The following is a 21,790-nucleotide window of genomic DNA, read 5'->3' on the forward strand; positions in this document are numbered from 1 at the left end:
AGCTCATTGCCAGACCTCGAGGCGATCCTCCTGGTCGGGGGGCAGGGCACGCGCCTGCGTCCGCTGACACTGGGCACGCCCAAGCCACTGCTGCCGACCGCCGGGGTGCCGTTCCTGGCCCACCAACTGGCCCGCGCGCGAGCCTTCGGCGTACGCCGGATCGTGTTCGCGACCTCGTACAAGGCGTCGATGTTCGAGCCCGCCTTCGGCGACGGGGCCGCGTTCGGGCTCTCCCTCCACTACATGACAGAAGAGACGCCGCTGGGCACCGGCGGCGCGATCCGCAACGCCGCCGAGGCGCTCACGGTGGGTCCCGACGACCCGGTGCTGATCCTCAACGGCGACATCCTGTCCGGCCACGACATCGGCGAGCAGATCCACCTGCATCGCGAGCGCGAGGCCGCGGTGACGCTCCACCTGACCGAGGTCGACGACCCCACCCGGTTCGGCTGCGTGCCGACCGATGAGGCGGGGCGGGTGACCGCGTTCCTGGAGAAGACGCCCAACCCGGTGACCAACCGGATCAACGCCGGCTGCTACGTCTTCACCCGGTCGGTGATCGACTCCATCCCGCGCGGCGAGGTCGTCTCGGTCGAGCGCCAGACGTTCCCCGGGCTGATCGAGTCGGGGCGGCTCGTGCTGGGCTACCCCGACCGCACCTACTGGCTCGACGTGGGCACGCCCGCCGCTTTTGTCCAGGGCTCGCGTGACCTGGTGCTGGGCCGGCTGGCCTCGCCCGCGCTGCCCGGCCCGACGGGCGAATACCTGGCGCTCCCCGGGGCCAGGGTCTCGCCCGAGGCGAAGGTGGGGGGCGGCACGGCGGTGGGCGCGCGGGCCGTCGTCGAGCCGGGGGCCACGGTGGTCGGGTCGGTGCTGAGCGACGACTGCGTCGTCGAGGCCGGGTCCACCGTGATCGACTCCGTCGTGGGGCGGGGCGCGCGGGTCTGCGCGGGCACGGTCGTGCGCGACGCGGTGATCGGCGACGCCGCCATCGTGGGCTCGGGCAACGAGCTGCAGAACGGCGTGCGCGTCTGGCCCGGCATCGAGCTGCCCGAGCGGGCCCTGCGTTACTCCAGCGACGTCTGACCGGCCCTGAGGTCGCGGAGCTCTCAAGGCTGAGCCGCCGGTCCCCCCGCGGTCCTGACGAGGGCGGGGGCGCGGCAGACTGTACGCGTGACGGAGCGCAGGTGGGTCCCCGAGTGGCCGCTCGACGTGGGGATGGCGCTGGCCCCCCACAAGCGCGGCAGCGGCGACCCCACCTGGCGCCAGACCGGCGACGGCGCCGTGTGGCGCACCTCCAGGACCCCCGACGGGCCGTGCACGCTCAGGGTGGGCGTCGAGGCCGGAGGCGTGCACGCGCAGGCGTGGGGCCCGGGGGCGGAGTGGGCGCTGGAGACGCTGCCGGCGCTCCTGGGGGCCGGCGACGACCTCACCGGCTTCACCGTCAGGCACGAGGTGCTGGCGCAGGCCGCCCGGCGGCACCCTGGCCTGCGGCTCGGCCGTTCCGGCCGGGTCATGGAGGCGCTCGTCCCGGCCGTGCTGGAGCAGAAGGTCGTCGGCAGGGAGGCGTGGCGGGCCTGGCGCTGGCTGCTCACCCGCTACGGCGAGCCCGCCCCCGGCCCGGCCCCCGAGGGCATGCGGGTCTTCCCCGAGCCCGACGTGTGGCGGCAGATCCCGAGCTGGCACTGGCACCGTGCGGGCGCCGAGGCCGTACGCGCCCGGACGATCGCGGGCGCCGCCTGGCACGCCGCCAAGCTGGAGGCCGCCGCCACCACGCGGGAGCTCGACCGGCTGCTGCGCGCGCTGCCCGGGATCGGGGTGTGGACGTCGGCCGAGGTGCGCCAGCGCGCCTTCGGCGACCCCGACGCGGTCAGCGTCGGTGACTTCCACCTGGCCAAGCTGGTCGGCTACGTCCTGACCGGGGAGAAGACCGACGATCACGGGATGATGCGGCTGCTGGAGCCGTACACCGGGCATCGACACCGTGCCACCGTGCTCGTCTGGCTCACCGGCCTGCGCCCGCCCGCCAGGGGGCCCAGGATGGCGGCCCGCGACTACCGGTCGTTCTGACACTCCGCCCTGGGTGCGTACGGCGAACTCAGCCCGACGTACTGTGCCTCTATGAGTTCTGATTCCGCGCTGCGCCGCGCCCTCGCCCGCGCCAGGGACGGCAAGACCCTCGACGTCACCGAGGCGACCGTGCTGCTGCACGCCCGCGACGGGCATCTTGACACGCTCCTGGAGCACGCGGCCCGCGTACGGGACGCCGGACTGCTGGCCGCCGGCCGCGAGGGGATCATCACCTACAGCCGCAAGGTGTTCATCCCGCTGACCCGGTTGTGCCGGGACCGTTGTGGCTATTGCACGTTCGCGACCGCGCCGCACAAGCTGCCGGCGCCGTTCCTGAGCCCTGACGAGGTGCTGGAGATCGCCAGGCAGGGGGCGGCGATGGGGTGCAAGGAGGCGCTGTTCACACTGGGGGACCGGCCGGAGGACCGCTGGCACCAGGCCAGGGAGTGGCTCGACGCGCACGGCTATGACGACACGTTGTCCTATGTGCGGGCGATGGCGATCCGGGTGCTGGAGGAGACCGGGTTGCTGCCGCACCTCAACCCCGGGGTGCTGAGCTGGCGTGACTTCCAGCGGCTCAAGCCGGTCGCGCCGTCGATGGGGATGATGCTGGAGACGACGTCGCGGCGGTTGTTCGAGGAGAAGGGGCAGGCGCACTACGGCTCGCCGGACAAGGACCCGGCCGTACGGCTGCGCGTGCTGGAGGACGCCGGCCGCACGAACGTGCCGTTCACCACGGGCATTCTCATCGGCATCGGCGAGACCGTCGAGGACCGGGCCGAGTCGATCTTCGCGATCCGGCGGGTGGCCAGGGAGTACGGCGGCGTCCAGGAGGTCATCGTCCAGAACTTCCGCGCCAAGCCCGACACCGCCATGCGCGGCCTGCCGGACGCCGACCTCCAGGAGCTGGCCGCCACGATCGCGGTCGCCCGCCTGGTGCTCGGCCCCCGCGTACGCCTCCAGGCGCCGCCCAACCTGGTGGACGCCGAGTACGAGCTGATGATCCGGGCCGGGATCGACGACTGGGGCGGGGTGTCACCGCTCACGCCCGACCACGTGAACCCGGAGCGGCCGTGGCCGCAGATCGACGAGCTGGCCGCGCGTACGGAGGAGGCCGGGTTCCGGCTGCGCGAGCGGCTGACGATCTACCCGGAGTACGTGCTGGCCGGGGAGCCGTGGCTCGACCCCCGCCTGATTGCCCACGTCGGCGCCCTGGCCGACCCGGTGACCGGGCTGGCCCGCGCGGACGCCGTACCGGAGGGGCGGCCCTGGCAGGAGCCCGACGGCGGGTTCGCCGCGTCCGGGCGGGTGGACCTGCACGTCGAGGTGGACACCAGCGGCCGGACGAACGACCGCCGCGACGACTTCGACCACGTCTACGGCGACTGGGACGCCCTGCGCGAACGCCTCGGCACGGTCGCCGCCGCCACGCCCAGCGACGTGCGCCAGGCCCTGCGCCGGGCCGAGGCCGACCCGGCCGGGCTGACGGAAGCCGAGTCCGTCGCCCTGCTCGGCGCCGAGGGCGAGGCACTCGACGAGCTGGCCGCCATCGCCGACGCCCTGCGCGCGGAGGCGGTGGGCGACGAGGTCACCTACGTGGTCAACCGGAACATCAACTTCACCAACGTCTGCTACACCGGCTGCCGCTTCTGCGCCTTCGCCCAGCGCAGGACCGACGCCGATGCCTACACGCTCAGCCTCGACCAGGTCGCCGACCGGGCCGAGGAGGCGTGGGCGGCGGGCGCGACCGAGGTGTGCATGCAGGGCGGCATCCATCCCGACCTGCCCGGCACCGCGTACTTCGAGATCGCCAGGGCCGTGAAGGCGCGCACGCCCGGCATGCACGTGCACGCGTTCTCCCCGATGGAGGTCATCAACGGCGCCAGCCGCACGAACCTGTCCGTCCGCGACTGGCTGGAGGCCGCCAAGGAGGCGGGCGTGGACTCGCTCCCTGGCACGGCCGCCGAGATCCTCGACGACGACGTGCGCTGGGTGCTGACCAAGGGCAAACTCCCGGCGAAGGAGTGGATCGAGGTCATCACGACGGCCCACCAGGTCGGCCTCCCGACCACCTCGACCATGATGTACGGGCACGTCGACAACCACCTGCACTGGGTCAGGCACATCAAGCTCATCCGCCGGATGCAGGAGGAGAGCGGCGGCTTCTCGGAGTTCGTGCTGCTGCCGTTCGTGCACACCAGCGCCCCCATCTACCTGGCGGGCGTGGCCAGGCCCGGCCCCACCGCCCAGGAGAACCGGGCCGTGCACGCGCTGGCCAGGATCCTGCTGCACGGCGCGATCGCGAACATCCAGTGCTCGTGGGTCAAGCTCCGCGACGACCTGTGCCGCCAGGTGCTCCAGGGCGGGGTGAACGACCTCGGCGGCACGCTCATGGAGGAGACGATCAGCCGGATGGCCGGGTCGGAGAACGGCTCCTACAAGACCATCAGCGAGCTGCGCGAGATGGTCGAGGTCACCGGGCGGCCGGTCAGGCAGCGCACCACCGAGTACGGCGTCCCCAGCGAGGAGCGGCTGGCGGCCTCGGCGGCCAGCGACGGCGTCTGCCAGAGCGTCAGGAGGGTCCTGCCGCTGGTCTAGCTGCAACATGTTCTAGCAAGACTTGCGCCCGCTATGGGAGGCACTGGGAGAATCGTCACTCCCCTGGGAGAGAGGTTCACCGTGCGGCTGGGTCGACACCGCTCTGCGCTGTCCCCCGAGCAGCGACGCAGGAAGGCGCTCCGGCGCGGCATGCTGGCGGGCCTGACGGCCGTGGCCATCGTCGCGGCCGGCCTGGTCGTGGTCTTCGGCGGCGGCGGCCTGTTGTGCACCACGCGAGAGCCTGTTCTGGTCAACGTGGCCGCCGCGGTCGACGTGGCCCCGGCCGTCATGGAGGCGGCGGGCCGGTTCAACGAGAGCGACACGGCCGTGGGCGGCCGGTGCGTGCTGGTCCAGGTGACCGAGCAGCCGCCGGCCACGGTCCTGCGCACGCTGATCGGCGACCGGGCCGGCGTGCTGCGCGAGCGGCCCGACGGGTGGATCGCCGACTCCTCGGCCTGGATCAGGCTGGCCCGCCAGCAGGGCGCGAGCGCGCTGCCCGCGGGGGAGAGCGTGGTGGCCACCTCGCCGCTGGTGTTCGCGACCCGGTCGTCGCTGGCCCAGCGCTTCTCGGTGGGCAGGACCGAGATGAACTGGCGCATGGTCTTCCCCTCGACCGTGCGCGGGCGGCTGACGCCCAACTCCGACGAGCCCGACGTCGTACGCGTGCCCGATCCGTCGCTGGCCGGGGCGGGCATCGCGACCATGGCCGCCGCCCGGGACGTGGTCGGCGCCGGGCCCGAGGCCGACAAGGCGCTGACCGCGTTCGTCCGGTGGGCGCAGGCCGGTTCTGCGCCCGACTACCGCAGCATGCTGGCGGCCGTGGACGACCGTACGTTCTGGCAGCGTCCGGTGGTGATCGTGCCCGAGCAGTCGGTGTGGCAGCACAACCTGCGGCCCTCCGCCGACCCGGTCGTGGCCCTGCACCCGCGCGAGGGCACGATCAACCTCGACTACCCGTACGTCGTCACCGCCGCCGACCCGTCGGTCGCCGAGGCGTCCACCGCCTTCGCCAACTGGCTGACGGGCCCCCAGGCGCAGGAGATCGTACGGCGGGCCGGGTTCAGGTCGGGCGACGGCTCCCAGGGGCCGCTCTCGCCGGGCCCGCAGCTCCCCTCCGCGCCGCCGAAGACCAGGACGTCGGTGTCGCCCCAGGACATCGACGAGGCACTGCGCGCCTGGAGCCGGCTGGCGCCGCCCACCAACCTCCTCGTGCTGACCGACACCTCCAAGCACATGGCCGCCCCGCTGAACGGCAGGACCAGGGCGAACGTGGCGCTGGACGCGGCCAGGACGGGGCTGCGGCTCTTCCCCGACTCCACGCACATGGGGATGTGGGAGTTCGCGGACGGGCTCGGCGGCAGCCGGGGCCACCGCGAGCTGGTCGGCCTAGGCCCGATCACCGAACCGGAGACCGGCCAGGTCATCCGCAGGAGCCGGCTGGACGAGCTGACCAGCACGATCACCGCCCATCCCAAGCGGGACAGCTCCCTTTACGACGCGATCCTCGGCGGCTTCCGCGAGGTCACCGAGGAGTACCGCGCGGAGATGAACAACGCGCTCCTGGTGATCACGGCGGGGCGGGACGACGGGAAGGGTACGGACCTGGCGGGTCTCCTCGACGGGCTGCGGCGGGAGTGGGACCCGGACAAACCCGTGCAGATCATCGTCATCGCCTTCGGGAAGGACGTGGACCGGGCCAGCCTGTCGCAGGTCACCGCCGCAACCAACGGCTCACTGCACGAGGCCCAGGAGCCCGGGGAGATCATCGACGTGTTCCTGACGGCCCTGGCGCGGCGGCTGTGCCATCCGACGTGCAAGCCCACGACGTGAGGGGACGCCGGGCGGCGTCCCCTCGACGCGTTGGACCGTTCGGGCGGCGCTAGACGCGCTGCCAGAGCGCCGGGACGTTCGGCGGCTCCCAGCCGGAGATCGAGGTGTGCGACTGGAGGCACCGGTACGAGGCGCCGTTGTAGGTGACGGTGTTGCCGGGGCTGTACGCCGCACCGGTCTGCCAGGTGCCCGAAGGCGTGGTCGGGGTCGGCGTCGGGGTCGGCGTCGGCGTGGGCGTCGGGGCCGGGTTGCCGCCACCGCCGCCGAAGTTCAGGTCGACACACGAGTAGAAGGCGTTGGCCGTGTCGGAGATGTTCCAGATGGCCAGGACCTTCTGCCGGCCCGAGAAGCCGGAGAAGTTGACCGTGTGCTGCACGGTCGCCGGGGGCTGCTGGCCGTTGCCGTTGAACACGGCCACCCGCGTGTTGCCGATGTAGTACTCGTAGTTGAGCGTGGCGTGCCTGGCCGTGAACACCCAGTTGAAGGTGACGGTGCTGCCCACCGAGGCCACGGGCCACGGCTTGCTCTCGTCGCTGAGCTGCGCGAACTGCCCGAGGTTGGCATGGCAGTTACGCAGCCCCTTCGGGCCTTCCACGCTCTGCGGCTCGTAGATGATGTTGCCGCAGTTGGGGACCTTGCCCTGCGCGCAGTTGGCCTGGCGGCTGGGCGGTGAGTTGATGTAGCCGTGCGCGAACGCCGGCGTGGTGTTGAACACCGTGGTGGCGACCGCGATCACCACCACGGCCAGTAACGTGAGCGTCCTTCTCATGAAAGTGGCTCCTTTACACGGGGGGTTGGTTCAAATGTAAAGGAAACTTTCCTAACGGTAAACCGCTGGTTGACCGTAGTTGGAACCCCAGTCAGCGCGTGACGATGAAATCCCCGGGGTCGCGCGGAGCCCGGTCGCGCGGCGGCGCGGCGGCATGGCCGACGGCCACGCAGCCCATCGGGTCCCACGAATCGGGCAGGTCGAGCACCTCGCGCACCACCGGACGGCAGAACATCGTGGACGACACCCACGCCGAGCCGAGCCCCTCGACGGCGAGCTGGATGAGGAAGTTCTCCACCCCGGCGCCGGTGGCCACGACGAACATCTCCCGCTCCGACGCGTTGCGCCGATCGTCGCGGTAGGTGTGCGAGCCCTCCATCACCAGGCACGGCACGACCAGGTAGGGCGCGTTGCGCAGCACGTCGCCGCGCCTGACCCGCTTGGTGATCGACTGCTCGGTGAACCCGTCGCCGCGCAGGTCGGCGATCCACGCCTCGCGCATGGCGTCGAGCAGCTTGACCCTGGTCTCCGGTGACTCCAGCAACACGAACCGCCACGGCGTCGTGTGGTGCGGCGCGGGCGCCGCGATGCCCGCCGCGACCGCCCTGCGGACCGCCTCGGGATCGACGGGCCGGTCGGCGAACTCCCTGATCGTACGGCGGGCGAACACCACGTCACGCGACCCGTAACGGAACAGGTCGTCGTCGGCCACCCGCACCAGTGGCCGCACCCCGGGCCCGTCGTCGCCGGTCACCAGGTGGGACAGCCCGCGCACGATCGCCACGGGGACGCCGTCGAGCTTGCCCTTGACCAGCTCGGCCGCGCTCGCGATCTCGTCGGCCAGCGCGGTGACCGTGGCGTTGAGCTGGTTGCCGTAGGAGTCGGAGACGCCGCGGAAGTCGTCGAGAGGGCGTACGCCGGCCACCCCGATGGCCACGTCGGTGAGCCCGTTGCGCCAGGGCCGCCCGAACGTGTCGGACACGATCACCCCGACCCGCCGGCCGGCCAGCCCCGCCCTGATGCGCCGGGCCGAGGCGTCGGGGTCTTCGGGGAGGAGCAGCACGGTGCCGGGCTCGGTGTTGGAGGCGTCGACCCCGGCGGCGGCCATGACGAAGCCGTGCCGGGTCTGGGCGATCACGGTGTCGCCGCGCCTGGCGACCACGCGCTCGGTCTCCGCCGCGATCGCCTCGGTGCGGTCGGGCGCGTGGCGGGTCCGGCCCTCGGCCTTGCTCACGATCTTGGAGGTGACCACGACGATGTCGCCGTCGCGCAGATCCGCGCCGGACAGCAACGCCGCCACGTCGTCACCCGCCCGCACCTCGCCGATGCCGGTCACGGCGATCACCTCGACGCGCTGAGCGGAGGCGACCGGGTGAGAGCCGGGCTGCGGGGAGCCCGTCTGGGGGGAGCGGGTCTGAGGGGAGCCGGGCTGCGGGGAGCGGGTCTGCGGGGAGCCGGGCTGAGACGGAGGGGCGTCAGGCGCGGCGGGTTGCGGGGAGCCGGGCTCAGGGGAAGTGGGCGCGGGGGAGTCGGTGGTCATCGGGCCAGCTCCTGGGCCAGGTCGAGCGCGGTGCGGGCGATGTCGGCCGCGGCCTCGGCATCGTGCATGAGGATCGGCCGGGCCACCACGCGTACGCCGTCGAGGGCGACGCCGGAGTCTTCCTCGGCCACCAGCCAGCCGTCGATCAGCTCGGGCCCGTACAGGTCGAGCACGGCCTGCGCGGTCGTCTCCACCCCGATGGCCGTCAGGCAGGCGTCGGCCATGCCCCTGACCGGGGCGCCGCCGATGATCGGCGAGACGCCCACGACGGTCTTGGGCAGCAGGGCCTCGCGGATGCCGGGAACCTGGAGGATCGTCCCGATGCTCACCACCGGGTTGGACGGCGGCAGGACGACCACGTCGGCCTGCTCGATGGCCTCCAGCACGCCCGGCGCGGGCTTGGCGGTGTCGACCCCGATCAGCGCGAACGACTGCGCGGGCACCGACGCGCGCAGGCGCACCCACCACTCCTGGAAGTGGATCGCCCGCTTGCCGTGCTCGTCCTCGATCACGACGTGGGTCTCGCAGCGGTCGTCGGTCATCGGCAGCAGCCGCACGCCCGGCTGCCAGCGCGTGCAGAGCGCCTGGGTGATCTGCGAGAGCGGATAGCCCGCCTCCAGCATCTGCGAGCGCACGATGTGGGTGGCGAAGTCGCGGTCGCCCAGGCCGAACCACTGCGGCTCGACGCCGTACGCGGCCAGCTCCTCCTTGACGACGTGGGTCTCCTTGGCCCGGCCCCAGCCCTGCTCCTCGTCGATGCCGTTGCCCAGGGTGTACATCACGGTGTCGAGGTCGGGGCAGACCCGCAGGCCGAACAGGGTGATGTCGTCACCGGTGTTGCCGATGACGGTGATCGAGGCTTGCGGTGCGGTGGCCCGCAGTCCGCGCAGGAACCGGGCGCCCCCGATGCCCCCGGCGAGTGACACGATGTGCATGCGGCCCAGTCTTTCACCGGGCTCTGACAATCCCATCCCTGGCTCGGGTTTCCGACATTTGTCTGCGCGGTACGTCCAGGTATTTGGGCATTTGATATGGAAGTGGTTCCTGGGACTCCCGGCGGCTGGGTCAGTCATGTGGCAAACTCCCTTCGGGCCAAAGGGTCCGATGGGGGTAGTTGTGAGCAAACTTGACGTCGCCCGGCTGAAGGAGCCGGCCGCCTGGATCATGGTCGTCACCGGGTTGATGACCGTGGTGCTGGCGGTCGGTCGCATCCTGATCGGCTCGTCCATGTCGTCGTCCTTCGCGGAGCGCGCGATGAACGGCTTCTGGAGCGTGACGAGCCCGGTCGTGACGGCGCTGCTGCTCGGCTCGGTGCTGCTGGTCACCCAGGTGGGCCGGCCGTCGCCCAAGGCCAAGCCGATCACGTACGGCGCGGCGGCTGGCCTGCTGCTCGCCACGGTGTTCGGCCTGCTGGCGCTGCTGGCCGGCCTGTTCGCGGGAGCCGGTGCCCGTGGCACGATCGAGTATCTGCTCCTCGGGGTGCCCACCCTCGCCCTGACCGCCGTCGCCCTGGTCTATCTGCTCCCGCAGGTGCTGCCGGAACGCCCGGCCGCCCAGGTGTACCACGGCCAGTTCGGCCCGCAGCCCGGCTTCTTCGGCAACCAGCCCCAGCAGGCGTACGACCAGCCGCAGGCGGGCCCCGGCTACGGGCAGCCCGACCAGCCCCAGCCCGGCTACGGGCAGCCCGGCTTCGCCCAGCAGCCCCCGGCGGCCCAGCAGCCCGGCTACGGCGGCCCCCACGACCAGCAGCCCGGCTATGGCGGTCTCCACGACCAGCAGCCCGCCGCGCACGCCCAGCAGTCGCCCTCCGGCCAGCAGCCGGGTTACGGCCAGCAGCCCCCGGCGGCCCAGCCCGGCTTCGGCGGTCCTCACGACCAGCAGCAGCCCGCCGCGTACGCCCAGGAGCCCCAGTCCGGCCAGCAGCCGGGCTACGGCCAGCAGCCCCCGTCCACCCCCAGCTACGCCCAGCAGCCCCACTCCACGCCCGGCTACGCCCAGCAGCCTCTGTCCGGGCAGCAGCCCGGCCACCTCCAGCAGCTCCCGTCGAGCCCCGGCTACGGTCAGCAGCCCCCGTCCACCCCCGGCTACGGTCAGCAGCCCCCGTCCACCCCCGGCTACGGTCAGCAGCCCCCGTCCACCCCCGGCTACGCCCAGCAGCCCCACTCCACGCCCGGCTACGGCCAGCAGGCGCCCGGCTTCGGCGGTCAGGCCGGGCAGCCCGACGCCCAGGCGGCGGCTTACACCCCGCCCGCGCCGGAGGCGTATCCGCCGATCAGGGGAGCGCTCCCGGCCGCTCCCTCCGACCAGCGCCAGCCGGAACAGCAGGACTCCCAGGCCGCCTACGCCCCTCAGAGCTTCGGCCAGCAGGCATACGCCCCGGCCGACACCGCCCCCTCGGCTCCTTCCGCCCCTCCGGTCCAGGAGTACTCCACCCCGCCGGTCGGCGAGTACACCCCGGCCCCGTACGTCGCGGCGGACAGTCAGCCGGACGTCTTCGGCGAGCCCAGCCCTAACCCGTACGCGCCGCCCGCGAACGACCAGCCCAACCCGTACGCCCCGGCCGGGGAGCAGCAGGGCAATCCGTACGCGCCCCCGGCCGACCCGGCCTACCCTCCGGCCGACACCAGCCCGAACGTCCAGTACCCGCAGAGCGAGCAGCCCTCGTTCGGGCAGCAGCAGCCGTACTTCGGGCAGAGCGCGTTCGACCAGTCGCAGCAGGGCGGGCAGCCGTTCACCGGCTACTCGGGTCACGAGTACACCGCCCCGCCCACGTACCAGGAGGCCTCGTCCCAGGAGCCGGCGTACCGCGAGCCCGCCTACCAGGACTCCGCGTACCAGGAGCCCGACCTGCCCGTGGACCCGCGCTCCCAGCAGCTCATGGACGCCTACCAGCAGGCGGAGACGTACCAGTCGAACGTCGGCACCCAGCCCGAGCTGCGCGTCCCCGACTACGCGGGCCAGCAGACGGGCCAGCCGGGCAGGCAGTACGACGACCCCTTCGGCCACCCGCAGCACTCCGCCCAGCAGCACCCGCAGCCGCCGCAGCACCCGGGCCCTCAGCAGCCGGGCCCGCAGCAGTACCCCGCCCCTCAGCACGGCGCCCCTCAGCACAGCAGTGGGTACGAGCCCCAGCAGGGCCAGTACCAGCCCACCCACCAGGCCGCGCCGGGCTGGCCCGACGTGCAGGGCGATTCGACGATGCGGCTCGACCCCACGCAGTACGGGGGAGGGAGCGGCTTCGGCGGCGACCAGCGCCGTCCCGGAGACGACCCGATCGACCCGACCGCCATATACACCCCCAATGAGCCACGCAGGTAACGGACCGGCAATGAACGGCTAGAGAGAAGGTGGGCCACGGGCGGCTGTCTATCCCGCCCTGGTACGGTTCCGACCGCTGAGAGCGTTGAACGAGCCAGGCCGATGCCATGCGCGTAGGGCGTTCGGCCGGGTGCGAACATCACATGCCGAGCACACCGGGGCGAGATCTGGTCTTTCCCCGGATACCTGCATGCCGCTTGACGCCACGTACAGCACGCGCGTGTAATTACAACCATGTTGTTACGCCTTCCCGTGGGTGGGTACTAAGGAAGGCGTCCATGGGGGGCTCCATTGCGGGCGGGCGGCAGGGAGGTGTGCAGTGACCGATCCGGTCATCGCACAGGATCAGCTTGACGCTGAAGAACTCGGCTGGCAGGAGCGTGCGTTGTGCGCGCAGACGGATCCGGAGGCGTTCTTCCCGGAGAAGGGCGGCTCCACCCGAGAGGCCAAGAAGGTCTGCCGATCGTGCGAGGTCCGTGCGGAGTGCCTGGAATACGCACTCGAGCACGATGAGCGCTTCGGCATCTGGGGTGGGCTGTCCGAGCGGGAGCGCAGACGGATCAAGCGCCAGGCCGTATAGGTATAAGGGGGGAAGGGGTCACGCGGGGAGCCGTGTGACCCTTTTCGCATCCCCCGACCGGCCTGCCTGCGGACGGCGCTCCCCGCTCTGACCGCCGCCTCCAACGGGCGCCGCCTCTGCGAGACGCCGCCCGGGCCGTCCCGGGCTGAGCCCGGCGGGCTCCCCTCCTGCCCGCCGGGGCGCTCTGCTTCCCGTTATTCGACGATCTCGAGCCCGTTGCCGTCCGGGTCCCGGAGGGCGAACATCGGCGGCACGCCCTCCCACCGCAGCAACTCGCCCACGTCGACCCCGCGCTCGGTCAGCTCCTCGTGCAGCGCCGCCGCGTCCGGCACGGTGAGCCGGATCCCCGTCTCGGCCCCGGCCGTCGCGCCCGGGGCCGTCGGCACGAGGGCGATCGTGGTCGCGGCCCCCGACGGCGCCACCTCGATCCACCTCCCGCCGAGCTGCTCGACCGGGGCGTCCAGACGCTTGTCCAGACCGAGGACGCCGACATAGAACGCCACGGCGCGGTCCTGGTCGGTGACCGGCACGCCGACGGTCCTGATGCCGGTGATCGCGGTGTTCGCTCGCTCGCCCACCTCGGGCCTCCTGTCCATCTGCTCAATCCAGTTGGACACGTGGGCACCGCGAAACTCATCGCCGCCCCGGCGCCGAGAACGGGTCAACCGGTGATGGGGGCGACCGGTGACGGGGGATCAGCGGTCGTCGTAGCCCGGGTCGACGGTCTCCGGGGCCAGGCCCAGCAGCGTGGCCACCTGCTCCACCACGGTGTCGTGGACCATCGCCCCCAAGGTGTCGCGGTCTCTGGCCCGCGCCTCCAGCGGGCGGCGGTAGACGACGATCGAGGCCGGTGACTGGCCGGTGGCGGCGTCGGCGCGGCCGAAGGGGATCGGCTCGGAGTTGAGCCGCGGGCCGTCACCCAGCTCGCTCAGCGGCGGCACGTCCTCCACCGCGAACTCCACCGCCGAGAGCTGCCTCTCCCAGCGGGGCCTGAGCCGGTCGACGGCGTCGAGCACCAGGTCGTCGAAGCGTTCGCTGCGGGACTTGGCCATGGGGATGTGGGAGGGGGCGAGCGGGCCGCGGAGGCCGCGACCGTGGCGATCGCGCCGTCTGGGACCGCGCTTCTGAGTCACGTCAGCAAGTGTACGGGGCCGCCGCCGTCATCCCAGGGATCGGCATCGGCACGCAGGTCGGGAGGGGGATCGGCAGGGCCGTGGTCGCGGAGCGGCACCGGGACGGAAGGCGATGGGTTTGGGAAGAGATGTGGGGGTTTCGAAGGGAAGGTTGGCCGAGTGGTTGCGAAAAGCGGTGAAGATCATGGTTCGGTGCGGGATTGGGCTGGTGGGGCGCCGGGGAGAGCCGGGGTGGGAGATGCGGCAGAGGCCGGTGTGAGAGATGCGGGGGAAGGGACGGAGACTTTGGGGCATGTGGGTGGAAAGGCTGCGACAGGTGTCCGAATTGTGGCGACACGCTCGTTAAGAGCGCTCAGGTAGTGGCGTCTCGCACTCTTACCAGATACGGTCCCTCCGTGAGCCCCGTCCGCCGCTGTTCCCGCACCGCCTGCAGCCAGCCTGCCGTCTTCACGCTCACGTACGTATACGCCGACTCGACCGCTGTTCTCGGCCCCCTGGCGACGTACGCGGAGCCACACTGCTATGACCTGTGCGCCGAACACGCCGAGCGACTGACCGCCCCCCGCGGCTGGGAGGTGGTGCGACTGCCGACGGACGGCGCGTCCCCCAGTTCCGACGACCTAGAGGCGCTGGCCAACGCGGTGCGGGAGGCCGCGCGGCCCAGCCCGTCCGGTGGCGGCGAGCCGGTCGGCCAAGGCGTCGAGGTCGGCCGTCGCGGGCACCTGCGCGTTCTGAGATCGGCCCAGCAGCACCGCGACCGGTAGGCTCGTCCTGTCAGGCGGAAACGACCTAGGGCGGAGCTGGAGAGTGGGCGATCTCGCCAAGATCTTCAAAGCGTACGACGTTCGCGGCGTGGTTCCCGACGAGCTCGACGAGCCGACCGCCGAGGCGGTGGGGGCGGCCTTCGTCGAGGTGACCGGGGCCGAGTCGGTCGTGGTGGCGCATGACATGCGCGAGTCGTCCCCGCCGCTGGCCGAGGCGTTCATTCGCGGGGCCCGTTCGCGCCGTGCCGACGTCGTGCACGCCGGGCTGGGCTCGACCGACCTGCTCTACTACGCCAGCGGCAGCCTGGGGCTGCCCGGGGTGATGTTCACCGCCAGCCACAATCCCGCCCGCTACAACGGCATGAAGATGTGCAGGTCCGGTGCGGTGCCGATCGGCGGCGACACGGGGCTGACGGAGATCCGCGACAGGGCGGCCGAGCTGGTCGGGGCCACGACAGGGAACGCTGCCCAGTCGGGCGGTTCGCTGATCGAGAAAGACCTCCTTCCGGACTACGCCGACCACCTGCGCTCCCTGGTCGACCTGAGCGCGATCCGGCCGCTGAAGGTGGTCGTCGACGCGGGCAACGGCATGGGCGGGCACACAGTTCCCGCGGTGTTCGGCGGGCTGCCGATCGACCTCGTCCCCCTCTACTTCGAGCTCGACGGGAGCTTCCCCAACCACGAGGCCAACCCCCTGGAGCCACAGAACCTGGTCGACCTGCAGCGGGCGGTCACCGAGAGCGGCGCCGACCTCGGGCTGGCCTTCGACGGCGACGCCGACCGGTGCTGGGTGATCGACGAGCGCGGCGAGTCGGTCTCGCCGTCCTCGGTCACGGCGCTGGTGGCGGTGCGCGAGCTGGCCAAACACCCCGGGGCGACGGTCATCCACAACCTGATCACGTCCATGGCCGTGCCGGAGATCGTGCGCGAGCACGGTGGCGTACCGGTGCGCACGCGGGTGGGGCACTCGTTCATCAAGGCCGAGATGGCGCGCACCGGGGCCGTCTTCGGTGGCGAGCACTCCGCCCACTACTACTTCAGAGACTTCTGGTTCGCCGACTCGGGGATGCTGGCCGCCATGCACGTGCTGGCCGCCCTGGGAGAGCAGGACCGGCCGCTGTCGGAGGTCGTCGGGGGCTACTCGCGCTACCACTGCTCCGGAGAGATCAACAGTGCGGTGTCCGACCAGGCGGAGGCGCTGCGGCGGGTGCGGGAGGCGTTCGCGGGGCGCGGGGAGTTCGAGGAGCTCGACGGGCTGACCGTGAGCGGGTCCGGCTGGTGGTTCAACCTGCGGGCCTCCAACACCGAGCCGCTGCTCAGGCTGAACGCCGAGGCGGCCGACGAAGGCAAGATGACGGCGATCACCGACGAGGTTCTCGCCATCGTGGGAAAGGTGTCAGAGTGAAGATCGACGACTGGCTGCTGGAGATCCTGGCCTGCCCGGCGTGCAAGGCGCCGCTGCGGGCCGAGAGCGAGTCCGACGAGCTGGCATGCACCGGCTGCGGGCTGATCTACCCGGTCAGGGATGACATTCCGGTCCTGCTCGTCGACGAGGCCAGGAAGCCGTGACCTGGGAGCCGGAGCGGCTCGACGACCAGCGTCACCTCAGCGAGGCCGATCCTGGCGGCATGCTCCCGGCCGTGGCCGCCTCCGCGGCTCACATACGCACCGGCTACCGCAACGCCGTCGAGGCGCGCGTCGACCGCCTGGCCGGCAGCCGCCCGCGGGCCATCGTGGTCGCGGGCATGGGCGGCGCCGGCATCGCCGGTGACATCCTGGCGGCCGTGGTCGGCAACGGCTCCCCGCTGCCGATCGTGACCGTGCGCTCCTACCTGCTCCCCGGCTGGGTGGGGGCCACCGACCTGGTCATCGCCGTCTCCGGCTCGGGCGCCACCGAGGAGACGCTCGCCCTGGCGACGCAGGCCGTGCGGCGCGGCTGCACGCTGCTCGGCGTGGGTGCCCCCGACTCCCCGTTGGAGGCCGTCGCCGTCCAGGCGTCGGCGATGTACGTGCCGGTGCCGGTCACCGGCCAGTCCAGGGCCAACCTGTGGCTGCTGAGCGTGCCCCCGATCGTGGCCGCCGCCGCGCTGCGGCTGGTGCAGGCCGACGCCGACCTGTTCGAACGGGTGGCCAAGTCCCTGGAGGACATCGCCCACCGGTGCCGGCCGTCGAGTGAGTCGTTCATCAATCCCGGCAAGTCGCTCGCGATGGACCTGGCCGAGACCGTACCGATGATCTGGGGGTCGTCGCCGGTGGCGGCCGTGGCCGCGCACCGGCTGGCCTCCCAGCTCAACGCGAACGCGAAATACCCCGCGATCCACGGCGAGCTGCCCGAGGCCGGGCACCACCAGGTGGCGGCGCTCGACGGGCCGCTGGCCGAGCGCGACATCTTCGCCGACACCGCCGGGCGCACGCTCAGGCTCGTCGTCCTGCGCGACGTCGAGGAGCACCCCCAGGTGACGCGGCGGCGTGAGGCGTCGCTCCGGCTGGCGGGCGAGCGCGACGTGCCCGTCACCGAGCTGGCGGCCGAGGGCGTGCATCCGCTGGAGCGGATGGCCTCTCTCATCGGGCTCGGCGACTTCGCCAGCACCTATCTGGCGCTGGGATACGACATCGATCCGACCCCTGTGTCAGCGATCACTGAGGTGAAGGCCAGAATTTCGCAATAGGATCCCGTGTCGGGTCTTTGTAGTGGTCTTTATGAGTGGAGAAGATCGGTGAGCGCGAGCGGCGGAACCAAAGCAATCATCGCGGCCTTGACCGCGAACCTGGCGATCGCCGTGGCCAAGTTCGTGGCCGCGTTCTTCACCGGCTCGTCCTCGATGCTGGCGGAGGGCATCCACTCCGTCGCCGACTCGGGCAACCAGGTGCTGCTGCTGGTGGGCGGCAAGCGCGCGGCCAGGGCCAGCACCAGGGAGCATCCGTTCGGCTATGGTCGCGAGCGCTACTTCTACGCCTTCGTGGTGGCGGTGGTGCTGTTCACGATCGGTGCGGCGTTCTCGCTTTACGAGGGCATCCACAAGATCTCCGACCCGCACAAGGTGGAGTCGCCGATCTGGGCGTTCGCGGTGCTGATCTTCGCGATCATCGCCGAGTCGTTCTCGTTCCGTACGGCGATTCAGGAGTCGAACCACGTACGCGGGAAGCAGTCGTGGATCGCGTTCATCCGGCGGTCGAAGTCGCCCGAGCTGCCCGTCATCCTGCTGGAGGACCTCGGGGCCCTGCTCGGTCTGATCTTCGCGCTGTTCGGCGTGACGATGGCGGTGGTCACCGGCGACGGCGTCTGGGACGGCGTCGGCACCCTGATGATCGGTGTGCTGCTGGCGGTGATCGCGATCGTGCTGGCCATCGAGACGAAGTCGCTGCTCGTCGGCGAGGGTGCCTCGCCGGAGATGGAGGACCAGATCCGGGCCGCCCTTGAGAACGCGCCCGAGGTGACGCGGGTCATCCACATGCGGACGCTGCACCTGGGGCCGGAGGAGCTGCTGGTCGCGGCGAAGATCGCGGTCGAGCACGACGAAACGGCGGCCGATGTGGCCCACGGGATCAACGAGGCCGAGCGGCGCATCCGGGAGGCGGTGCCGATCGCGCGGGTGATCTACCTCGAACCCGACCTCGACCGGCTCAGGAGCGCACCGGCCTCCACCTGACGCCCTCTGCACCAGGCCCGCACCCCGGCGGTTTCCCACCGTCCGGGGTGCCGTCCTTTTGGGGGAAGCGGGGGGTGGCGCTTGCGGGGAGGGTTTCCGCCGTCCGGGGTGCCGTCCTTTTCGGGGAAGTGAGGGGTGGCGCTTGTGGGGAGGGTTTCCCGCCGTCCGGGGTGCCGCCCTTTCAGGGGAAGTGAGGGGCGGCGGCCTTCCGTAGTGCCGTCCTTGGAGGGAGAGGATCAGGGGCGGGGGCGGCGTGGTGTGGCCTGGGGGGTGGGGTTGGGGCGGAGGAGGCGCAGGGCCTTCTCCTTCTCGAAGTCGAGGGCTCGGCGGGGCACCTGGATGCGGCCGATCCGGACCCCGAGGTCGCGTACGGCCGACGCCACCGCGGGCTCGCTGAGTATGCGCAGCGCGAACGCCAGCTCCGCCGGTGACACGTCGAACCGTTTCTCCAGCTCCACGCCCTGAGCCACCGCGGCCAGCTCCTCGGGCCCGAAGCGCCGGTGCGCCCCCTGCTCCCGAACCGGCGGCAACAGGCCGAGCGCTTCCCGGTATCGGAGCATTCGCGGGGACATGCCGAGCCGCTTGGCCGCTTCCGTGATCCGCATTCTTACATTCTTACGTCAGTTTCCCCGTTCGCGTGATGCGTCCCCGTACGAGCCCCGCCTAGACTCGTCCGCGACAACCATCCGTGACGCGAGGGGAAACCCGATGGACTTCAAGGTCGCAGACCTTTCACTTGCCGACTTCGGCCGCAAGGAGATCCGGCTCGCCGAGCACGAGATGCCCGGTCTCATGGCAATCCGCAAGGAATACGCGGCCTCCCAGCCCCTTCGCGGCGCGAAGATCATGGGCTCCCTGCACATGACGATCCAGACCGCCGTCCTCATCGAGACGCTGGTGGCCCTCGGCGCCGAAGTACGCTGGGTGAGCTGCAACATCTTCTCCACCCAGGACCACGCCGCCGCCGCGGCGGTCGTCGGCCCCGACGGCACGGTCGAAGACCCGCGCGGCGTGCCGGTGTTCGCCTGGAAGGGCGAGACGCTGGAGGAATACTGGTGGTGCACCGAGCAGGCGCTCACCTGGCCCGACGGCACCGCCCCCAACATGATCCTCGACGACGGCGGCGACGCCACGCTCCTCGTCCACAAGGGCGCCGAGTACGAGAAGGCCGGCGCCGTGCCCCCGGCCACCGCCGACGACCCGGAGGAGTGGCACGTCATCGTCGACCTGCTCACCCGCACGGTCGGCGCCGACCAGAAGTGGACCAAGATCGCCGAGAGCGTCAAGGGCGTCACCGAGGAGACCACCACCGGTGTGCACCGCCTCTACGAGATGCACAAGAACGGCCAGCTCTTCTTCCCGGCGATCAACGTCAACGACTCGGTCACCAAGTCGAAGTTCGACAACAAGTACGGCTGCCGCCACTCCGTCATCGACGGCCTCAACCGCGCCACCGACGTGCTGATCGGCGGCAAGGTGGCCGTGGTCTGCGGTTACGGCGACGTCGGCAAGGGCTGCGCCGACGCGCTGCGCGGCCAGGGCGCCCGCGTGATCGTCACCGAGATCGACCCGATCTGCGCCCTCCAGGCGGCCATGGACGGCTTCCAGGTGACCACGCTCGACGAGGTCGTCGGCATCGCCGACATCTTCGTCACCGCCACCGGCAACTTCAACATCATCACCGCCGACCACATGGCGCGGATGAAGCACCAGGCGATCGTGTCCAACATCGGCCACTTCGACAACGAGATCGACATGGCCGGCCTGGCCAAGCTGCCCGGGGTCGCCAAGCGCAACATCAAGCCGCAGGTCGACGAGTGGGTGTTCGCCGACGGGCACTCGATCATCGTGCTGGCCGAGGGCCGCCTGATGAACCTGGGCTGCGCGACGGGCCACCCCAGCTTCGTCATGTCCAACTCGTTCACCAACCAGGTGATCGCGCAGATCGAGCTGTTCACCAAGACCGCCGAATACCCGATCGGCGTCTACACGCTGCCCAAGCACCTGGACGAGAAGGTCGCCCGCCTGCACCTCGACGCCCTGGGCGTCAAGCTCACCGAGCTGACCAAGGAGCAGGCAGGCTACATCGGCGTCCACGTCGAGGGCCCGTACAAGTCGGACCACTACCGCTACTAGATCGTTCTGGCGGCTCCGGGGGCGGGCACCCGCCTCCCGGGGCCCTTGCCCGGTGCTCTTCGGTGAAGGCTGGCGATGGACCTCAGTGAAAGCGGCGAACGGCAGATCTCCTGGGCCGCCCGTGCGATGCCCGTCCTGACGGCGATCGGCGAGCGGTTCGCGCTCGAACGGCCGCTCGACGGGCTGAGGATCGCGGCCTGCCTGCACGTCACCGCCGAGACGGCCGTGCTCATGGGCGCGCTGAAGGCGGGCGGCGCGGAGATCGCCCTGGCCGCCTCCAACCCCCTGTCCACGCAGGACGACGTGGCGCAGGCGCTGCGCGCGTACGGGATCGGGGTGCACGCGCGGGCCGGGGTCGACCGGGCCACCTACTACCGGCACATCCACCAGGCGCTCGACGTCGAGCCCGACCTCGTGCTGGACGACGGCTGCGACCTCGTCAACATCCTGCACACCGAGCGGGTCGACCTGCTCGAACAGGTGAGCGGCGGGTGCGAGGAGACCACGACCGGCATCATCAGGCTGCGCCAGATGGCGGCCGAGAACGCGCTGCGCTTCCCGGTCGTGGCCGTGAACGACACGCGGACCAAGCGCATGTTCGACAACCGGTACGGCACCGGCCAGTCCACGCTCGACGGCATCATGCGGGCCACCAACACCCTGCTGGCCGGGCGTACGGTGGTGGTGGCGGGGTTCGGGTTCTGCGGGCGGGGCGTGGCCGAGCGGGCCAAGGGCTTCGGGGCCCGGGTGATCGTGACCGAGATCGACGCCGTCAAGGCGCTCGACGCCACCCTGCAAGGCTACGAGGTGCGCCCGATGGCGCAGGCCGCGCTGCTCGGCGACCTGTTCGTCACCGTGACGGGCAACCGCGACGTGATCAGGGCCGAGCACCTTTCGGTCATGAAGGATGGCGCGATCCTGGCCAACGCGGGGCACTTCGACGTGGAGATCGACGTACGGGCGCTGGACGAGCTGGCCCACGAGGTGCACCGGGGCGTGAGGCCGAGCACCGACGAGTACGTCCTGCCCGACGGCCGGCGGCTCCTGCTGCTCGCCGAGGGCCGGCTGGTCAACCTCACGGTCGCCGAGGGGCATCCCGCGGCCGTCATGGACATGTCGTTCTCGGCCCAGGCCCTCGCCGTGGCGTGGCTCGCCGGTGAGCGCGCGAACCTCGTCCCCGGGGTCTACGACGTGCCCGAGGAGATCGACCACGAGGTGGCCAGGCTCAAGCTCGCCGCCGCGGGCATCGGCATCGACCTGCTCACGCCCGAGCAGGAGGACTATCTCCACTCCTGGAGAGTCGGCTCCTGACCACGCGACCGCCGTCCTTCGCGCAGGCGCGGGCACGCCCCGCGCGGCGAGCCCCGTCACGGACGGCATGAGGCTCGTCCCGCGGCCTGCG

Annotated in this window: 19 protein-coding genes; 13 read left to right on the plus strand and 6 right to left on the minus strand. The window is 71.4% G+C overall.

Annotated features, from left to right (window positions below):
• Nucleotides 1-6: 6 nt before the first annotated feature.
• The 4 genes from manB to ABD844_RS48945 all read left to right on the plus strand — a co-directional run bounded on the left by manB (nt 7) and on the right by ABD844_RS48945 (nt 6,498).
• Complete coding sequence (manB, locus tag ABD844_RS48930; RefSeq protein ID WP_425568789.1) at nt 7-1,086, plus strand: mannose-1-phosphate guanylyltransferase; 1,080 nt, start codon at nt 7-9, stop codon at nt 1,084-1,086.
• 87 nt (nt 1,087-1,173) lie between these two features.
• Complete coding sequence (locus tag ABD844_RS48935; RefSeq protein ID WP_344895653.1) at nt 1,174-2,070, plus strand: DNA-3-methyladenine glycosylase family protein; 897 nt, start codon at nt 1,174-1,176, stop codon at nt 2,068-2,070.
• Nucleotides 2,071-2,121: 51 nt separating this feature from the next.
• Nucleotides 2,122-4,668, plus strand: a complete 2,547-nt coding sequence (locus ABD844_RS48940; RefSeq protein WP_344895656.1) for a bifunctional FO biosynthesis protein CofGH — start codon at nt 2,122-2,124, stop codon at nt 4,666-4,668.
• An 81-nt stretch (nt 4,669-4,749) separates the two neighbouring features.
• The gene (locus ABD844_RS48945; protein ID WP_344895659.1) at nt 4,750-6,498 is read left to right on the plus strand and encodes a substrate-binding and VWA domain-containing protein; all 1,749 of its coding nucleotides are present in this window, start codon (nt 4,750-4,752) and stop codon (nt 6,496-6,498) included.
• Between the two features lie 49 nt (nt 6,499-6,547).
• Here the strand turns inward: ABD844_RS48945 and ABD844_RS48950 are convergent, their stop codons facing one another.
• The 3 genes from ABD844_RS48950 to cofD all read right to left on the minus strand — a co-directional run bounded on the left by ABD844_RS48950 (nt 6,548) and on the right by cofD (nt 9,742).
• Nucleotides 6,548-7,267, minus strand: a complete 720-nt coding sequence (locus ABD844_RS48950; RefSeq protein ID WP_344895662.1) for a lytic polysaccharide monooxygenase — start codon at nt 7,265-7,267, stop codon at nt 6,548-6,550.
• 91 nt (nt 7,268-7,358) lie between these two features.
• The gene (locus tag ABD844_RS48955) at nt 7,359-8,807 is read right to left on the minus strand and encodes a coenzyme F420-0:L-glutamate ligase (protein ID WP_344895665.1); all 1,449 of its coding nucleotides are present in this window, start codon (nt 8,805-8,807) and stop codon (nt 7,359-7,361) included.
• The gene (cofD, locus tag ABD844_RS48960) at nt 8,804-9,742 is read right to left on the minus strand and encodes a 2-phospho-L-lactate transferase (protein ID WP_344895668.1); all 939 of its coding nucleotides are present in this window, start codon (nt 9,740-9,742) and stop codon (nt 8,804-8,806) included. The genes ABD844_RS48955 and cofD overlap by 4 nt, the downstream gene beginning before the upstream one ends.
• Nucleotides 9,743-9,923: 181 nt before the next feature.
• On the opposite strand from cofD, the gene ABD844_RS48965 reads away from it, so the two are divergent.
• Together ABD844_RS48965 and ABD844_RS48970 are read left to right on the plus strand one after the other, a co-directional pair.
• Complete coding sequence (locus tag ABD844_RS48965) at nt 9,924-12,125, plus strand: hypothetical protein (RefSeq protein ID WP_344895671.1); 2,202 nt, start codon at nt 9,924-9,926, stop codon at nt 12,123-12,125.
• A gap of 319 nt (nt 12,126-12,444) precedes the next feature.
• Nucleotides 12,445-12,705: a WhiB family transcriptional regulator gene (locus ABD844_RS48970; RefSeq protein WP_020546325.1), complete on the plus strand. Its 261-nt coding sequence runs from the start codon at nt 12,445-12,447 to the stop codon at nt 12,703-12,705.
• A gap of 194 nt (nt 12,706-12,899) precedes the next feature.
• Here ABD844_RS48970 and ABD844_RS48975 read toward each other — a convergent pair whose 3' ends face one another.
• Both ABD844_RS48975 and ABD844_RS48980 read right to left on the minus strand, forming a co-directional pair.
• On the minus strand, nt 12,900-13,322 hold the full coding sequence (locus tag ABD844_RS48975) for a VOC family protein (RefSeq protein WP_344895674.1): 423 nt from the start codon (nt 13,320-13,322) through the stop codon (nt 12,900-12,902).
• Between the two features lie 78 nt (nt 13,323-13,400).
• The gene (locus ABD844_RS48980; RefSeq protein WP_344895677.1) at nt 13,401-13,838 is read right to left on the minus strand and encodes a metallopeptidase family protein; all 438 of its coding nucleotides are present in this window, start codon (nt 13,836-13,838) and stop codon (nt 13,401-13,403) included.
• Nucleotides 13,839-14,233: 395 nt separating this feature from the next.
• Here ABD844_RS48980 and ABD844_RS48985 point away from each other — a divergent pair, with 395 nt between their 5' ends.
• From ABD844_RS48985 to ABD844_RS49005, 5 genes are read left to right on the plus strand one after another with little or no spacing between them, the layout of a single operon-like run.
• Entirely contained in the window at nt 14,234-14,602 is a 369-nt protein-coding gene (locus ABD844_RS48985; protein WP_132337802.1) for a DUF3499 domain-containing protein, read from the plus strand.
• 43 nt (nt 14,603-14,645) lie between these two features.
• On the plus strand, nt 14,646-16,007 hold the full coding sequence (locus ABD844_RS48990) for a phosphomannomutase/phosphoglucomutase (RefSeq protein WP_344895686.1): 1,362 nt from the start codon (nt 14,646-14,648) through the stop codon (nt 16,005-16,007).
• Nucleotides 16,004-16,171: a Trm112 family protein gene (locus ABD844_RS48995; protein ID WP_344895689.1), complete on the plus strand. Its 168-nt coding sequence runs from the start codon at nt 16,004-16,006 to the stop codon at nt 16,169-16,171. Before ABD844_RS48990 ends, ABD844_RS48995 begins: the two co-directional genes overlap by 4 nt.
• Nucleotides 16,168-17,271: an SIS domain-containing protein gene (locus ABD844_RS49000; protein WP_344895692.1), complete on the plus strand. Its 1,104-nt coding sequence runs from the start codon at nt 16,168-16,170 to the stop codon at nt 17,269-17,271. The genes ABD844_RS48995 and ABD844_RS49000 overlap by 4 nt, the downstream gene beginning before the upstream one ends.
• A gap of 48 nt (nt 17,272-17,319) precedes the next feature.
• Nucleotides 17,320-18,252, plus strand: a complete 933-nt coding sequence (locus tag ABD844_RS49005) for a cation diffusion facilitator family transporter (RefSeq protein WP_344895694.1) — start codon at nt 17,320-17,322, stop codon at nt 18,250-18,252.
• Between the two features lie 236 nt (nt 18,253-18,488).
• On the opposite strand, the gene ABD844_RS49010 is transcribed toward ABD844_RS49005, so the two are convergent.
• Nucleotides 18,489-18,857 carry a MerR family transcriptional regulator gene (locus ABD844_RS49010; RefSeq protein ID WP_344895697.1) on the minus strand — a complete coding sequence of 123 codons (369 nt, stop codon included), beginning with the start codon at nt 18,855-18,857 and terminating at the stop codon, nt 18,489-18,491.
• 103 nt (nt 18,858-18,960) lie between these two features.
• Here ABD844_RS49010 and ahcY point away from each other — a divergent pair, with 103 nt between their 5' ends.
• Together ahcY and ABD844_RS49020 are read left to right on the plus strand one after the other, a co-directional pair.
• Nucleotides 18,961-20,388 (plus strand): adenosylhomocysteinase, encoded by a 1,428-nt coding sequence (gene ahcY / locus ABD844_RS49015; protein ID WP_344895700.1) that lies wholly within the window; start codon nt 18,961-18,963, stop codon nt 20,386-20,388.
• Nucleotides 20,389-20,463: 75 nt separating this feature from the next.
• Nucleotides 20,464-21,699: an adenosylhomocysteinase gene (locus tag ABD844_RS49020; RefSeq protein ID WP_344895703.1), complete on the plus strand. Its 1,236-nt coding sequence runs from the start codon at nt 20,464-20,466 to the stop codon at nt 21,697-21,699.
• The last annotated feature ends 91 nt before the right edge of the window (nt 21,700-21,790 follow it).

Origin of the sequence: Nonomuraea antimicrobica (assembly GCF_039536965.1) — a bacterium.
Lineage (GTDB): Bacteria > Actinomycetota > Actinomycetes > Streptosporangiales > Streptosporangiaceae > Nonomuraea > Nonomuraea antimicrobica.

What these genes read in the sequence shown, in the direction of transcription:
- ahcY (WP_344895700.1), top strand. Translation starts at nt 18,961, where the DNA reads ATGGACTTCAAGGTCGCAGACCTTTCACTTGCCGACTTCGGCCGCAAG.
- ABD844_RS48955 (WP_344895665.1), bottom strand. Translation starts at nt 8,807, where the DNA reads ATGACCACCGACTCCCCCGCGCCCACTTCCCCTGAGCCCGGCTCCCCG.
- cofD (WP_344895668.1), bottom strand. Translation starts at nt 9,742, where the DNA reads ATGCACATCGTGTCACTCGCCGGGGGCATCGGGGGCGCCCGGTTCCTG.
- ABD844_RS49020 (WP_344895703.1), top strand. Translation starts at nt 20,464, where the DNA reads ATGGACCTCAGTGAAAGCGGCGAACGGCAGATCTCCTGGGCCGCCCGT.
- ABD844_RS48940 (WP_344895656.1), top strand. Translation starts at nt 2,122, where the DNA reads ATGAGTTCTGATTCCGCGCTGCGCCGCGCCCTCGCCCGCGCCAGGGAC.
- ABD844_RS48950 (WP_344895662.1), bottom strand. Translation starts at nt 7,267, where the DNA reads ATGAGAAGGACGCTCACGTTACTGGCCGTGGTGGTGATCGCGGTCGCC.
- ABD844_RS49010 (WP_344895697.1), bottom strand. Translation starts at nt 18,857, where the DNA reads ATGCGGATCACGGAAGCGGCCAAGCGGCTCGGCATGTCCCCGCGAATG.